Raw genomic sequence first — 13,995 nt, forward strand, 5'->3', positions numbered from 1 at the left:
CTTATCTTTCGATTCCCTTTAACAAATAGCCGGCATCTTCTACGGCTTCTTTCAGCAACCTGTCTTCTATTTCCTTTGAAGTGCTAATGGTTGCCACTCCGGTTCCAAGATCGACTTCTACGTCCTTGACTCCTTCCAGAGCCTTCAATGATTTTTCAACCCTCATCTTGCAGTGGTTGCAGCTCATTCCTTCAATTGTCAGTCTCATTTTCTTCCTCCCTTTCAGATCTTAATTTTCTTCAATCTTAATGCGTTGGTTACTACACTTACGCTAGAAAAAGCCATCGCCGCTCCGGCTACCATTGGATTAAGCCTTATTCCGGCAACTCCGTAGAAGAGACCGGCTGCCAAAGGTATGCCGATTACGTTGTAGAAGAATGCCCAGAAGAGATTCTGTTTTATGTTCTTTATAGTTTCCTTCGATAACTTTATCGCTTTGAAGATGTTGCTTAAGTTGTCGCTCATAAGTACCACATCTGCCGTCTCAATAGCGATGTCCGTTCCAGAACCAACGGCAATTCCAATATGGGCCTCCGCAAGAGCCGGAGAATCATTTATTCCATCGCCTACCATCATCACTGTCTTACCTTCCCTCTTGAGATCGGAAACCTTTTTGGCTTTGTCTTCCGGCATCACTTCCGATATTACATTCTCGATCCCAACTTGGTTAGCAATTGCCATTGCAGTCCTGGAGTTGTCACCGGTCATCATGTAAGTATCTATTCCCATTTTCTTCAGAGACTTAATCGCATCCAGAGAATCCTCTCTCACAACATCAGCGATACCAAGCACTGCTGCCGCTCTACCTTCTATGGAGACAACAACGGGTGTCTTACCCTCACTGGATAACTCATCGACAAACTTCATTTCTTCCGGCATCAGAGAAATAAAACGATGGTTTCCCATCTTGACTTCCTGCCCAGAGACTCTCGCCAGAATTCCTTTGCCAGAATAAGCCTCAAATGAAGAAACCTCCAGGAGAGGACCACTATATGCACCGGAGATAGCCACATCGAGCGGGTGGGAACTCTTTGAAGCAATACTGGCCGATATCTGCATCACACCTTCTCTTCCGTGCTTCCCAAATGTATGCACATCTACTAACCTTGGCCTTCCTTCCGTTATCGTACCAGTCTTGTCGAAAACTACAGCACCAATTTTGTGAGTGGTTTCTAGGGCTTCGCCATTCCGGAAAAGAATTCCCATTTCGGCTCCCCTACCGGTACCCACCATTATCGCGGTAGGCGTGGCAAGTCCGAGTGCGCAGGGACAGGCTATTACAAGCACCGCTATCATCATGGACATTGAAAAGACGAGACCATATCCAAGCGTCATCCAGACAAGGAAAGTAACTGCCGCAATCACTAGAACGAATGGCACGAAATAACCGCTGACGACATCGGCCATTCTGGCTATCGGAGCCTTTGACGACTGTGCGTCCTCGACGAGTTTGATTATTCTCGAAAGGACTGTGTCGCTGCCAACGACAGTTGCCCTCATTTCGAATGCTCCATTTATATTCGTAGTACCGCCAATTACTTTCGAACTCTCTGAGATATCTACGGGAATCGATTCCCCAGTAATCATTGACTGGTCTACTGAGCTTGCACCATTCAAGACTTCCCCATCCACCGGGATTCTCATACCAGGTTTGACAAGAAGAACGTCTCCAACCTCTATCTCTTCAATCGCTACTTCTTCGAAGACGTCCTGCCGTTTTACGAGAGCCGTTTCGGGAGAGAGATTCATAAGTTTCATTATGGCATCGGAAGTTCTTCCCCTTGAAAGATTCTCAAGATACTTGCCGAGAGATATTAGAGCGATAATCACTCCGGCCGATTCAAAGTACAAATCTCCTACGTAGCTGTGTCTACCGAGGGCTATTTGAACCGTCGCAAAGATTCCGTAAGAGAATGCCGCTCCCGTCCCTAGACCTACTAAAGTGTCCATATTTGGGCTTCCTCTGAAGAGATTTGGTATTCCCTTGGAATAGAAATCTCTGCCCGCAACTACTATCGGAATCGTTAGAATTAGCTGAACTATGGCGAAGTTAAGGGGATTGAGATGGGGATCGATGATTGCCGGAAGCGAAAGGCCCATCATATGGCCCATGGCAATTATCAGCAGCGGCAGAGCGAAGGCCGCAGAAAATATGAATTTCCTCTTGTAGGATGCTATTGCAGCCTCTTTTTTCAGTCGGCTCTCTTCAAATGCTTCAGTGACGAGGTTGCCTGGCCTATATCCGGCTTTTTCAACTACTTTCTTCACCTCTCCAATTTTCAAGATGTTGGGATCGTACTTAAAAGAAACGGTGTCCGAAGATAGATTGACACTGACATTCTCAACTCCATGCAGCCTTCCGATTGCTTTTTCTACGGCTGTACTGCAGGCAGCGCATGTCATTCCATCAATTTCCATTACAGCCTTCCTAAAAACCGGAATTTCTTTAAGACTGTATCCTGCCCGCTCTACTGCCTCAAATACTCTGCCTTTATCGACTTCCTGGAACACTTCGAATGTAAGACGTTCCGTAGCGAGATTTACTACAGGCCTCTCCACTCCTTCGATTTTAGAGACAGCTTTTTCAACGGCTCTTACACATGCCGCGCAGGTCATGCCTTCTACAATATATTCTTCTTTTACATGATTATTCTCAAAACTCATCTCATTTTTCCTCAGACAGCGGCTTTTTCAGTTGCTCGTACTGCTCAATTGAGATCTCTCCATTAGCCAGTCTTTCTCTGAGAACTCTCATTTCTTTGTCATATGAGGAGGAGATAGTCATTCGACTCTTCAGGATATCAGGCTTCAGAAAGAATACTACCGCAAAGATTACTATTAGGAATCCAAAGAACATCATCGTATCACCCCTTCGATTGGACCCCCCCCTGGGGGGAGGGTTATTCTAATAATACTATAAATTCTGTCGGATTTCAATACATTACTTGAAGAATTTCACTGAGCAGTTTTAGTGCAAGGATCACTGGTAGAACCAATAATGAAGAGAGTGCTTGCATTCGGTTCTACTCTGAGGTACTAGAAAATCACAGGTCTTGTTGCCGACCCTTTCTCATGTTGTCATTATTTGACTGAGTCAACGGAGTCCATTTTCGAGAGTTTCGACCAGTTTCCTGCAGAAGTCAGGGATGTCTTTCACCACTCTTCCCCAAACTAGATTGCCATCAACTAATGCCGGCTCGTCTACCCAAACCGAACCAGCATTTATTAGGTCATCTTTTATTCCTTCACTTCCTACTGCTTTCGAACCCCTCACAATTCCTGCCGATATTCCAACGAGACCGGCATGGCAGATCATCCCGATAACCTTTCCTCTTTCGTTGGCATCTCTAACCAGACTCTTCACCTCTTCGAATCGTCTAAGCCTGTCGGGAGCCCACCCGCCGGGAATCACAATCCCATCCATTTTCGAGACGTCTATCGATTTGAAGTCTGAATCCGAAAACGCTTCAAGCCCGCTCTTACCAAGAAAAAGAATGCCCTTTTCCCTGCCAGCAATGACCACCTCTGCTCCTTCTTCGCGAAGCCGCATCACCGGTACCCAGAATTCGAGATCTTCAAAGCCGTCTTCAACAAGAACCGCTATCTTCTTACCTTCTAATCTCATATTTATCCACCCCTTTCTAAAGAGTTATCAAAAACCACTCCAGAGTAGCATCGATGATCTCCAGCACTTTATCCTGTCTTTCGAAAAGGTCGAAAATGTGACCGGAGTCCTGTTGAAGCAGTCTGTCTACACCTTTGTGGTACATTGTGAAGAGATTTGAGACTTCCGGTTGGGGAAAGACCAGATCGTCCTTCGATCCAGAGACAACCAGAAGTGGCCCATCGTAGGAAACGATCTCGGCAACGGGATCTATAAGAAACAGCTCATCAAAGAATTCCTTTCTGAGAACAGTTGTTCCTCCCCAGGAAATCTCTGCGGTGATTTCTTCGAGTGGATCTGCTTCAATAGCTCTATCAACGGAATCCTTACCGAGAAGTGCCGAATACGTGTGAACGGGTATTGCGACTGCCGACCAGAGGGCAACACTCTTGACTCTGGAGTCGCAAGCTGCGAGACAGGCTGCGACGAGACCACCCTGACTGAGACCGACTACGCCGACTCTTCGGCTGTCTAAATCTTCCGCCGATGAAAGAAAGTCAATCGAAGATATCGCATCGGATATCTGTTTCGTGAAAGTAGTGTCCTTCCATTCGCCATCACTTGTTCCGGAGCCCCTGAAGTCAAACCTCAACGATGCCAGGCCCTTTTCGGCGAAAAGCCTTGCGGTCATCCTGTAGAGGGATTCTTCAGAACCGTACACAGTGAGATCATCCATATGTCCCAGGAATCCATGAAGTAGCACAACAACTGGCACGGGTCCTTCTGAAGATTCTGGACGTGTCAGAATACCGTTTATTCTCTCTCCCTCGACAAAGAAGTGGACTTTACTTTCCGTGACGATATGATTTGAGTCTATGGAAGTAGCGAAACAGCTTATCGACAGTGAAATCATCAACATGATTAGCAACGCACTTAGTAGCGACTGTTTCTTCACATGTTCACCCCCGTGTTAAGGACAATGATTACTCTAATATTCTACCGTTTCGATTAGGTCAACGCTTTAGACCAGGGCTGAAGAATGAACTTCTCAACTTCCTCGACTGGAAATCTTTGCGCATGGCTCGCTGTATTCACCAGTTGCTTCATGCTAAAATAAACAAATAGAAGGTGAGATAGTGGCCAGAACTGAAATCGATGCCCAGATTCTCCTGGGTGACCTCGAAAGCATTCTTCAATATCGCCTCAAGAGGAGAGACAAAGAGCGGATCTTCGACGCCTATGAGTTCGCGCGCTTCCATCATCAGGAACAGATGAGAGACTCTGGAGAGCCCTTCATAAGTCACCCCATTGAAGTCGCCAAAATACTGGCCCAGTTTTCCGCGGACAACGACACAATCATTGCCGGAATTCTTCATGACATAGTCGAAGACTGCAATGTTCCACTATCGGAGATCGCAGAAAAATATGGAGATACGGTAGCCCTCATAGTTGACGGTGTGACAAAGATAAGCAACTTGAAGCTAAATGAGAAGCTTGAGTCCAAGATAGTCAAGTCGAGAATGAAAGTCGAGACATTACGAAAGATGCTTCTGGCACTTTCAGATGACCCTAGGATAATCATAGTGAAACTGGCGGACCGGCTTCACAACATGCGAACGCTGGACTTTCTAAAAGATCCTGAAAAGAAGCGTGACAAGGCAAGAGAGACACTTCAAATCTATGCACCGATTGCCCACAGGATAGGTATGCACAAAATACAGGCCGAACTCGAGGATCTCTCTTTCAAGTATGAGTATCCCGAAGAGTTCAAGGAACTAAAATTCAAGGTCAACAGAAAGCTTAAGGAACGTCAGGACATAATGGACGAATACAAAGAAATTGTGCTTCGAGAGTTGAGAAAGAACAGGATCTCCGCCTTGATCGAAGGAAGAGTAAAGCATCTGTACAGCATATGGCAGAAGATGATTAAGAAGAATAGGTCTTTCGATGAAGTATTCGACCTAATTGCTCTCCGTATCGTAACCGGAGATGAAGTCAACTGCTACAAGATACTGGGAGCGGTTCACTCTCTTTGGCCACCAATGCCTGGTAGATTCAAAGACTACATAGCCGCTCCCAAATCGAACGGATACAAGTCACTCCACACAACTTTAATCACCCACAGAGGGGAGCCTTTGGAGATCCAAATAAGAAGCGAGAGAATGCACAAGGAAGCTGAATACGGTGTTGCCTCTCACTGGGTTTATAAAGAAGGCATAGATGTAAAGGATAGAACATGGTTTACGCAGCTCGTTGACTGGCAGAAAGATTTCATAGAAAGCTTCAAAGATATGGAATCTATTTCTCGCGAGCTAGAGGTCGAAGAGGTTTTTGTCTTCACTCCAAAGGGTGAGGTGGTTCATCTTCCGAAAGGGGCCACACCGATTGACTTCGCTTATGCCATCCACACTGAGGTTGGCCATCACTACGCCGGTGCCAAGGTGAACGATCGTCTCGTTCCGGTCAACTATGAACTGCAACTTGGTGATAGGGTTGAGGTAATTGTTAACAAGGCAAGCGAAGGTCCGAGTCTCGACTGGCTGAAATATGTGAGAGCAAACTCGACCAAGGCTAAGATAAAGAGATTTTTCAAGAATGAATACTCGGCGAAACTCGTAGAGAGGGGCAAAGAGATATTCAGAAAGATAAGCAAACGTCTTGCCGTTTCGATGGATGACCTCATTGAGGGAGAACAAATAAAGGCCCTGATGAACAGGTTGGGTGCGCACAATGAAAACGATCTTTTCAGCAAGCTTGGTGATGGATCGGTAACTATGGGAGAGGTTCTAAGCCTTCTTGCGCCGAAGGAAGAAGAGATTGAGACTCTTCCCGAAGAGACGGAACTGATAAAACAGAAACAGGCAAAGGGTAATGAGGTTGTTGTAGGGGGTGAAACGGGAATTGCCGTTTATTTTGCTAAGTGCTGCACTCCGCTTCCCGGGGACGATATCGTTGCTGTAATGAGCAGCAGGGGGATCTCGATTCACACTCGCAATTGTAGAAACCTGAAAGGCATAAGCAAAGACAAGCTTGTGGAGGCACACTGGAACCTTGACACTGGCGGCAAATTCAGTTCCTGGATCGTTGTGGAGTTTGATAGTGCTGATAGAACCATTGTAAACAAGTCTCTTGAGAGACTTGAAAACAAGAACGCAAAAGTAATGAAGTACTCCGTTGAAGCAGGCAGGTGGGGATATGATACACTGATTGCGAATATCCTTGTCAAGGATGTAGCCCATCTTACTTCAGTTATGGAGAACCTCAGGGGTATGAAGGGCGTTCAAAATGTTAAGAGATACGGAGGAGTTTCGTGAGAGCTGTAGTTCAAAGAGTAAGTAGTGCGAGTGTAGTTGTGGACGGAAAGGTCACGGGCAAGATAGATAAGGGGCTTCTTGTTCTTGTTGGAATTGGCAGGGAAGATGATGAGAGAGATGTGGAGTGGCTGGTAGACAAGACGGTTAATCTCCGTATCTTTGAAGATGAAAATGACAAAATGAATCTTTCCCTTATAGATGTTTCGGGATCGCTTCTTGCCATATCGCAGTTCACAGTAATGGGTGATGCGAGAAAGGGCAGGCGACCTTCGTTTACCGATGCTGCCGAACCTGAAGTGGCCAGGGGGCTGTTCAACGATTTTCTCCAGATGGCGTCTAAGACTGTGAGAGTCGAGACAGGAATATTCCAGGCTCACATGGACGTAGAACTTGTTAACAGTGGGCCCGTTACAATTTTATTGGATTCAAAGAGAGTATTTTAGGAGGTGTTCTTGTGAAAAGATCCTTGAGATTCATTCTTATTGTGATAATGGTATCGGCTGTCGGAGCGATAGTTGTTTCTGAAGGCGGTGCTGGTCCATCGGAGCCTGCAAAGATTGCATTTGCCAATATGCAGAAGGTGCTAGAAGCGACAAAAGACTGGGTAACTTTGAACATCGATTATCAGAAAGACACGAAGTTTTATCAGGGCCAGTTAGATACTCTTAGCCAAGAATATCAAGATCTGGCAAATTCTGGAGCGAGTCAAGACGCCCTTCTACAGAAACAGCAAGAGATCCTTACGAAGAAGAGCCAGTACGAACAAACACTTGAAACGACTTACAATGCAAAGCTTCAGGTAATAATGGAACAGGTCAACAAGAGAATAAAGGATTATGCTACGTTTGTCGGAATAGATATGGTGCTCTCCAGTGAGGTTGTCGTTTATGGTTCTTCCGCGTACGATGTTACCGACGCGATCATTGAATATATGAAAGGTTTTCAGAATTGAGTGATCCTTCTTATCTGAAATGCGAACATCTTGACAAACGCTACGGAAAAAGAAGAGTATTAAAGGATGTCTCGCTGGAGGCATCCTCTCTTGAGGTTGTGGGACTCCTTGGACCAAATGGTGCAGGAAAGACCACCGCCTTCAAGTCTATCCTGGGAATTGTGATTCCTAATTCGGGAAGCATTTTCCTTGATGGTGAGAACATTACACACCTTCCTATTCACGAAAGAGCCAAGAGAGGGATTGCCTATTTGCCTCAGGAAACGTCGATCTTCAGAGGCCTCAAAGTAATCGAAAACCTTACAATGGTGATGAAGCTAACGGGTCAGGAAGACAAATGCCTGGAAAAGGCAAGTGAAATTCTTGACGAATTTGGTATTCTTTCTCTGAAAGATCAAACTGCCTCTCTCATATCTGGGGGAGAAAAGAGAAGGCTTGAATTTGCCAGGACTATGACTCTTTCACCCTCGTTCATTCTTCTGGACGAGCCCTTTGTCGGCATCGATCCAATGACAGTGAAGGATATTCAGAAGATGATCAGAAAGCTAAAGAGCAGGGGGATCGGTGTCATCGTAACGGATCATGATGTTTCATCCATAGCTAAAGTGGTCGACAGGTTATACGTACTGTACAAGGGAGAGGTCATTTCTTCAGGCGATCCTGCGGCGGTTCTTGGAGATAGTCTGGTGGTAGAAAAGTATCTTGGAAGTGATGAATGATGCTTCACGTAACGGTAATAGGATACTCCGGTTCAATAAGCGCGAGCCCCGTGAAGGAGCTTCACGGAATTTGCGAAGAAGTAGGGAGGACTCTTGCCAGGCACGGACACGTTGTTATGACGGGTGGAAGAGACGGGGTAATGGAACTTGTTTCTAGAGCTGTTTCGAAAGAAGGGGGACGTGTTATTGGTGTGCTCCCCGCCGGAGATGAGGGCAACACCCACAATGAAATCAGGATTCGCACTGGGATGGATTTTGCTTTGAGATCGTTGATACTTACTAAATCTGCAGATGTGGTGATTTCAATCGGAGGTCAAGCAGGAACTCTGCTTGAGATAATCTCCTCATATTCTTACGGACACCCCGTCATTCTCATGGGTGGTACCGGTGGCTGGACAGATAGGATAGGGTCGGTGCTCATAGATGGAAAGTATTTAGACGAGAGGAGAACTGCAGAAGTCATGAGAGCAAATAGTATCGAAGATCTTGAGAGGTTACTTGAGGAGGCAGAGAATGGTAAGGTGTAGATTTGCGCCAAGTCCGACAGGCAATCTTCACGTTGGCGGTGTAAGGACAGCGCTGTTCAACTGGCTTTTTGCGAAAAATCAAAATGGAAGTTTCGTGCTGAGAATAGAAGATACAGATACCGAGCGTTCCGAGAAGAGATTCGAGGACCAGATTCTCTCTTCCATGAAATGGTGCGGTCTTAATTGGTCGGAAGGTCCCGACATCGGTGGGGAGTACGGTCCTTATAGACAGAGCGAGCGAGTAGCTCTCGGGTTTTATGATAAGTATGCTCAAGAGCTCGTCGAGAGAGGACACGCATATTATGCGGTCTACAAAAAGTCGAATCAGGAAGACGTGCTGAGAATCTCAATGGAGATGCCTGATATATCAGGTGACGAAGTCTACACAATTAAGTTCAGGATTCCAGAGGGCAAAACGGAATTTTCTGATCTCTCAAAAGGGAAGATGAGTTTTGAGAACGAGAACTTCTCGGATTTCATAATTATAAAGTCCAATGGCTTCCCCACCTACAATTTTGCTGTGGTAGTCGATGATCATATGATGGATATTACTCATGTCTTCAGAGGCGAGGATCACCTTACGAACACTCCAAGGCAAATAATGATCTATAGAGCTCTCGACTGGGAACCGCCTACATTCATGCATATACCACTGATTCTTGGGAGTGACAGGGCTCCGCTTTCAAAAAGGCACGGCCACACAAGCGTGGACCATTTCAGAGAAGAAGGTTATCTTAGCGTGGGGCTTATGAATTATCTGGCGCTTCTCGGATGGACGGTCGATGAGGAAATTTTCGATTATCACGAAAAGGTCAAGGATTTCATTCCTTCCGATATCTCTAACAAAGGCGTTGTCTTCGATTATGAGAAGCTCGAATGGATAAACGGAAAGCATTTGAGATTGCTGGATCCCGAGGAGCTCATGATCCAGTTTGGATTGTGGTTGAAGTTCACCGGAAGATTTGACTACTACGCGATCATTGAGTCCGACCAGTTCTACTCGAGAGAGGTACTCACGATGTGCAGGGAGAAGATAAACACGCTTGAACAGCTATTTGATTTCTCTGCTCCCTTTTTCAGTGATGAGCTCGATTATCAAGAGGAGTATGTTTCCAAGTATCTTCAGAACAACTGGAGCAAGGATTTAATCTCGGCAGCAATAAGGAAATTTGAGGATTCTCTTGACTGGTCTGTTGAAGGAGTAGAAAAAACCGTAAGAGAGCTTGCCGATGAAAAGATAGCTTCGAAGAAGAATACTTTTCAGACCTTGAGAGGGGGGGTAACGGGAAGGCTTGTGACTCCGGGACTTTTCGAGACGATCTCCGTTCTCGGCAGGGATAGGGTCCTCGAGAGACTGGAAAACCTTCTCGAGATGATTGAGTATGAGGAAGGGAATCTCTCTGATTGAGATGGTTGTGTCGCTTGCGGTTTCTGCGATACTTCTGATATCGGTTTTCAAAATAGTGAACATGTCGATTGCGATGTCATTCAACATTGTGAGAGAGACAAAGAGTTACATGTCGCTTTCCAGAACCTTCGATGTTATTGAAAGAGATCTCAACCGATCAATCGGAAACTTTTCGTGGGGGACCTCCTTCATTAGCTTCGACGCTATTGTTGACGGTCGATACAAGAGAATCAGATATTACGTTTCCGGCGACAGAATTATTAGAAGATCTGGCAACTCTTACAACACGGTGACCGAATTTGTAAAGTCTGCCGGTTTTTATGGAGAAGAAGGAAGCGTAAGATTCTTTGTTGATGAAGGAGAAATCCTGATTGGAATTGAAGGTGGATAAAATGAATCCAAAAGATATCAGAAAGATGCTTCAGGCTATTGAGGAGGAGATTTTCTCAAGAGCCGAAATGAATGTGAAGGATATGCTGGAATCTCCATCGGCATACGTAAGGGCAAGGGCAATAAAATCAGCAGTGGAACGCGATATGAAAATCGAGAATATCGAGTCTTTTCTTGATGATCCTTCGCCGGATGTCAGAAAAAACGCGGTTTCTTCGATGGCGAAATTCGGTGAAGATCGAGATTCTATACTGAAGGCTCTTGATGACCCGTCAGACCTCGTTAGAAGCGCAACGGCGAAGGAACTCGTCGAGTTCGGTTATGAGGACGAGGAGTTGGCGAGGAAAATTGCTGCAGATCCTTCAAAAAAGGTTAGGAAGACCTTTGTTATCTCCCTTGCGGAAGCCGGAGAGAGCGAACTCTTACAGGAGTTCAACGGAGATCCAAGCACCGACGTTCGAAGGATATTGTCTGCCTACAATGGCGAACTGCAGCTAGATGAAGAGGTGCTCTCTTCGCTTTCGGGAAAATTCCAGAAACTTGCTATTCATTCAAGGCTCGGTAAACTGGATTCGACTTCTTCAGAAAAGCTTTTGGGTCTTATAAAGGATTTTCGCATTTCAAAGACAAAGCAGATTCTAGTTGAATCTCTAGAACCATTCCCGGAGGAGGTCTCGGTTCCGGCGCTGAGAAAGCTAGTCGAGTCCGAGGATTCAAACGTAGCAATAACAGCACTGAAGACTTACAGAAAAATCAAGGGATACGATGTTTCGTTGTTGCAGGCCGCAGAGAGGTTCATGGATTCAGATGATGAAGAGATGAGATTCGTCGGGGCGCAGTACGTCAAAGGTCTACTTGAACCATCCGCGGTTGATATTCTTCGAGAAGGACTTAATGATCCCTCAGACAGGGTTAGGGCGATATGTATTGAAGCTTTGGCCAACCTAATGGATAATTCTATCTCCGATGTCATTGATGAATCATTGAGATCAACTTCGTCGAGACTGAAGAAGGCTTCACTCAGAGCAGTAAAGAAACTCAAAACATTGGATGTGGGTGATCACGTTTCAAGAATTCTTTCCAACAGGAAGGAAGAGCTTCAGACGAGGATTCTTGCTTCTTCCGTGACGGGTCTTCTCAAACTGGACGGTTTGCTCCCTTGTCTCGAAGAGATAGTGGTAGATGCTTCCAGTGAGAGTCGCCTAAGACTATCGTCTGCCAGAGCAATGGCAAGAATAAACCCCTCACGTTTGGCCGATCTCTTTGGCTTTACAGTATAACAACCGCTGTAATAGAAACCGCCGTCGAAATCAAGATAATCGAGTCATTAATCGACCAGCTCATTTTGTCGAGGCTTCGCAATGTATGGCCGGGCTCGTATCCCATTATTTCCAGAGCGGACGCGGTGTCCTGGGCCTTCTTTAGCGAGGTCGTAATCACGGGTATCACCACTGAGAGAGAGTTTCTTACTCTCTTGAAAAAACTTCCGCCATTGAATTCCACACCTCTAGCCTTCTGGGCCATAATTATTCGATTCGTCTGAAGCGAGAGAAGAGGAATGAAAGTGAGGGTTAGTGAAAGTGCCATTCCGAGTTCAGAAACCCTCTTAGTTTTCATCGGTAGCTTTCCGACGATTGCTTCAATGGAGGAGGAGATCTCCATGGGGGTTGTTGTATATGATAATGTAATGCTGAAGAAGACTGCAAAAACCATCCTAACAGTCAATAAGGTGGCGTTCAAAAGGCCCTCTTCTGTTATCCTCAGTATCTTCATATCCAGCAGGACTTTTCCGTGCGTAAAGAAGAGCTGGAAGATGACAATTAAGAGTAGAAGAAACTTGATTGTCCAGAGGGTTTTGATGTACTCCCCCAGCGGAACCTTTGAAAGCAAGAGAAGCGAAATCCAAAAGGAAAAAAGGATCAGAGAATCAACAATGCCGCTCAAGAACAAAGATCCCACCGCAAGCGCCACAAAAGAAATCGTCTTGACAACGGGAGACAGTTTATGAATGATTGAGTCGGCAGGGAAGAAGCGACCTAAGGGAATCTCTACCAACCATCTCTCTCCCTGTAACGAACAAAGCTGGTGGGAGTTTCCCATAAGGCTACTTCATAGAGCTCGAACGAATTCCCGCGAATCTTGCCTGCGAGTTTATTGAAAATCCACTCTGCTATGTTCTCTGCAGTTGGTTGCGATAGCACATCATTTATATAAGAGTGATCCAGCACACTCAGGACTTCGTCTCTGACAATTTCTTTCATTTTCAGAAAGTCGATTACCATGTCTTCCTCTTGCTTCTCCCCGGCAACGGTAACTTGAAGTTTATAAGTGTGACCGTGCAGCTTCTCGCACTTACCGTGATACATGGTGAGGTTATGTGCTGCGTCAAAAGTGAACTCCTTCGTTATGAAGAACATTTCTCTGTTCACCCTCCTTCCTCGCAAAACATCTACCCTTGAGAACCAAATATCGTTTTCTGTGTGACGATACTTCGAATTTCCTGTCGAAATCATTCAGTGATCACAAGTATAACTCATCCCAAATGGGTATTCCAGCTACTCCAGTCCGGCCCGTAAGATGCTCCACGATCTAGTATAGTATCCCTGCTTTCTTATCGGACCCTGAAAGAGGAAACCTGCTCTTCTAACCAGAAAAAATGTGGAGACCATCTCAGCCTGGAATTAGAGACAAAACGCAGAACAAGAATAAAGTTAGACTGCAATAGAATTCTAGGACTAGGTTTGACATATATCTAACCATATGTTATGATCTCAGTGTAAGATATATATCGAACCGGTGGAGGAATTGATAATGTCAAATTGCACTACAAAATCGATGAGAGAAGTTACGGAACAGATAGAAAAGGCACGAGTAGAAATCTTGAAGTCCAGACCCTTCCTTACTTTTCAGTAGGACTAGAGAAACCCCAAGAAAAAGAGAGAGCCTGAAGGTTCTCTCTTTTTGAATGAAAGAAACAAAAAAGGGTCTCTACCGAGAGACCCGAAGTCATCTTTCTTTCCGTGGGGGAAAAGGGGGGTTGCTTGTATGTCGCGATTCTACTGGTTTATTTCTTCAGAGTGC

The 13,995-nt window shown here is 45.5% G+C and carries 15 protein-coding genes; 8 read left to right on the forward strand and 7 right to left on the reverse strand.

All coding sequences use genetic code 11. The features are described from left to right. Position 1: 1 nt before the first annotated feature. The 5 genes from Y696_RS08705 to Y696_RS08725 form a co-directional block, all read right to left on the reverse strand. Positions 2-208: a heavy-metal-associated domain-containing protein gene (locus Y696_RS08705; RefSeq protein ID WP_014731321.1), complete on the reverse strand. Its 207-nt coding sequence runs from the start codon at positions 206-208 to the stop codon at positions 2-4. 14 nt (positions 209-222) lie between these two features. Then, on the reverse strand, positions 223-2,664 hold the full coding sequence (locus tag Y696_RS08710) for a heavy metal translocating P-type ATPase (RefSeq protein WP_121510289.1): 2,442 nt from the start codon (positions 2,662-2,664) through the stop codon (positions 223-225). Between the two features lies 1 nt (position 2,665). Further along, entirely contained in the window at positions 2,666-2,860 is a 195-nt protein-coding gene (locus tag Y696_RS08715) for an SHOCT domain-containing protein (protein WP_121510290.1), read from the reverse strand. Positions 2,861-3,094: 234 nt separating this feature from the next. Then, positions 3,095-3,625, reverse strand: coding sequence for a type 1 glutamine amidotransferase domain-containing protein (locus Y696_RS08720; RefSeq protein ID WP_006488314.1), 531 nt, complete (start codon positions 3,623-3,625; stop codon positions 3,095-3,097). 16 nt (positions 3,626-3,641) lie between these two features. Next, entirely contained in the window at positions 3,642-4,559 is a 918-nt protein-coding gene (locus Y696_RS08725; protein WP_121510291.1) for a S9 family peptidase, read from the reverse strand. Positions 4,560-4,740: 181 nt separating this feature from the next. Between Y696_RS08725 and Y696_RS08730 the strand changes: the two genes are divergently transcribed. Genes Y696_RS08730 through Y696_RS08765 form a run of 8 tightly spaced genes read left to right on the forward strand, consistent with a single transcriptional unit; the run spans position 4,741 to position 12,194 of the window. Further along, entirely contained in the window at positions 4,741-6,918 is a 2,178-nt protein-coding gene (locus Y696_RS08730; protein ID WP_006488309.1) for a bifunctional (p)ppGpp synthetase/guanosine-3',5'-bis(diphosphate) 3'-pyrophosphohydrolase, read from the forward strand. Then, positions 6,915-7,361 (forward strand): D-aminoacyl-tRNA deacylase, encoded by a 447-nt coding sequence (dtd, locus tag Y696_RS08735; RefSeq protein WP_006488307.1) that lies wholly within the window; start codon positions 6,915-6,917, stop codon positions 7,359-7,361. Before Y696_RS08730 ends, dtd begins: the two co-directional genes overlap by 4 nt. A gap of 11 nt (positions 7,362-7,372) precedes the next feature. Beyond that, complete coding sequence (locus Y696_RS08740) at positions 7,373-7,870, forward strand: OmpH family outer membrane protein (RefSeq protein WP_006488305.1); 498 nt, start codon at positions 7,373-7,375, stop codon at positions 7,868-7,870. Then, positions 7,867-8,589, forward strand: coding sequence for an LPS export ABC transporter ATP-binding protein (gene lptB, locus Y696_RS08745; RefSeq protein ID WP_006488303.1), 723 nt, complete (start codon positions 7,867-7,869; stop codon positions 8,587-8,589). Before Y696_RS08740 ends, lptB begins: the two co-directional genes overlap by 4 nt. Beyond that, positions 8,586-9,116 carry a TIGR00725 family protein gene (locus Y696_RS08750; RefSeq protein WP_014731324.1) on the forward strand — a complete coding sequence of 177 codons (531 nt, stop codon included), beginning with the start codon at positions 8,586-8,588 and terminating at the stop codon, positions 9,114-9,116. The genes lptB and Y696_RS08750 overlap by 4 nt, the downstream gene beginning before the upstream one ends. Next, positions 9,103-10,524, forward strand: coding sequence for a glutamate--tRNA ligase (gene gltX / locus Y696_RS08755; protein WP_014731325.1), 1,422 nt, complete (start codon positions 9,103-9,105; stop codon positions 10,522-10,524). The genes Y696_RS08750 and gltX overlap by 14 nt, the downstream gene beginning before the upstream one ends. Further along, positions 10,499-10,915 carry a type II secretion system protein J gene (locus Y696_RS08760; protein ID WP_014731326.1) on the forward strand — a complete coding sequence of 139 codons (417 nt, stop codon included), beginning with the start codon at positions 10,499-10,501 and terminating at the stop codon, positions 10,913-10,915. Before gltX ends, Y696_RS08760 begins: the two co-directional genes overlap by 26 nt. Before the next feature lies 1 nt (position 10,916). Continuing rightward, positions 10,917-12,194, forward strand: a complete 1,278-nt coding sequence (locus tag Y696_RS08765; RefSeq protein ID WP_014731327.1) for a HEAT repeat domain-containing protein — start codon at positions 10,917-10,919, stop codon at positions 12,192-12,194. On the opposite strand, the gene Y696_RS08770 is transcribed toward Y696_RS08765, so the two are convergent. Together Y696_RS08770 and queD are read right to left on the reverse strand one after the other, a co-directional pair. Further along, on the reverse strand, positions 12,184-12,969 hold the full coding sequence (locus Y696_RS08770; RefSeq protein ID WP_014731328.1) for an energy-coupling factor transporter transmembrane protein EcfT: 786 nt from the start codon (positions 12,967-12,969) through the stop codon (positions 12,184-12,186). The genes Y696_RS08765 and Y696_RS08770 overlap by 11 nt on opposite strands. After that, positions 12,963-13,331: a 6-carboxytetrahydropterin synthase QueD gene (queD, locus tag Y696_RS08775; RefSeq protein WP_014731329.1), complete on the reverse strand. Its 369-nt coding sequence runs from the start codon at positions 13,329-13,331 to the stop codon at positions 12,963-12,965. The genes Y696_RS08770 and queD overlap by 7 nt, the downstream gene beginning before the upstream one ends. Positions 13,332-13,995: the final 664 nt, after the last annotated feature.

Origin of the sequence: Mesotoga sp. H07pep.5.4 (assembly GCF_003664935.1) — a bacterium.
Lineage (GTDB): Bacteria > Thermotogota > Thermotogae > Petrotogales > Kosmotogaceae > Mesotoga > Mesotoga prima.

What these genes read in the sequence shown, in the direction of transcription:
- Y696_RS08705 (WP_014731321.1), bottom strand. Translation starts at nt 208, where the DNA reads ATGAGACTGACAATTGAAGGAATGAGCTGCAACCACTGCAAGATGAGG.
- Y696_RS08710 (WP_121510289.1), bottom strand. Translation starts at nt 2,664, where the DNA reads ATGAGTTTTGAGAATAATCATGTAAAAGAAGAATATATTGTAGAAGGC.
- Y696_RS08715 (WP_121510290.1), bottom strand. Translation starts at nt 2,860, where the DNA reads ATGATGTTCTTTGGATTCCTAATAGTAATCTTTGCGGTAGTATTCTTT.
- Y696_RS08720 (WP_006488314.1), bottom strand. Translation starts at nt 3,625, where the DNA reads ATGAGATTAGAAGGTAAGAAGATAGCGGTTCTTGTTGAAGACGGCTTT.
- Y696_RS08750 (WP_014731324.1), top strand. Translation starts at nt 8,586, where the DNA reads ATGATGCTTCACGTAACGGTAATAGGATACTCCGGTTCAATAAGCGCG.
- gltX (WP_014731325.1), top strand. Translation starts at nt 9,103, where the DNA reads ATGGTAAGGTGTAGATTTGCGCCAAGTCCGACAGGCAATCTTCACGTT.
- Y696_RS08760 (WP_014731326.1), top strand. Translation starts at nt 10,499, where the DNA reads ATGAGGAAGGGAATCTCTCTGATTGAGATGGTTGTGTCGCTTGCGGTT.
- Y696_RS08765 (WP_014731327.1), top strand. Translation starts at nt 10,917, where the DNA reads ATGAATCCAAAAGATATCAGAAAGATGCTTCAGGCTATTGAGGAGGAG.
- queD (WP_014731329.1), bottom strand. Translation starts at nt 13,331, where the DNA reads ATGTTCTTCATAACGAAGGAGTTCACTTTTGACGCAGCACATAACCTC.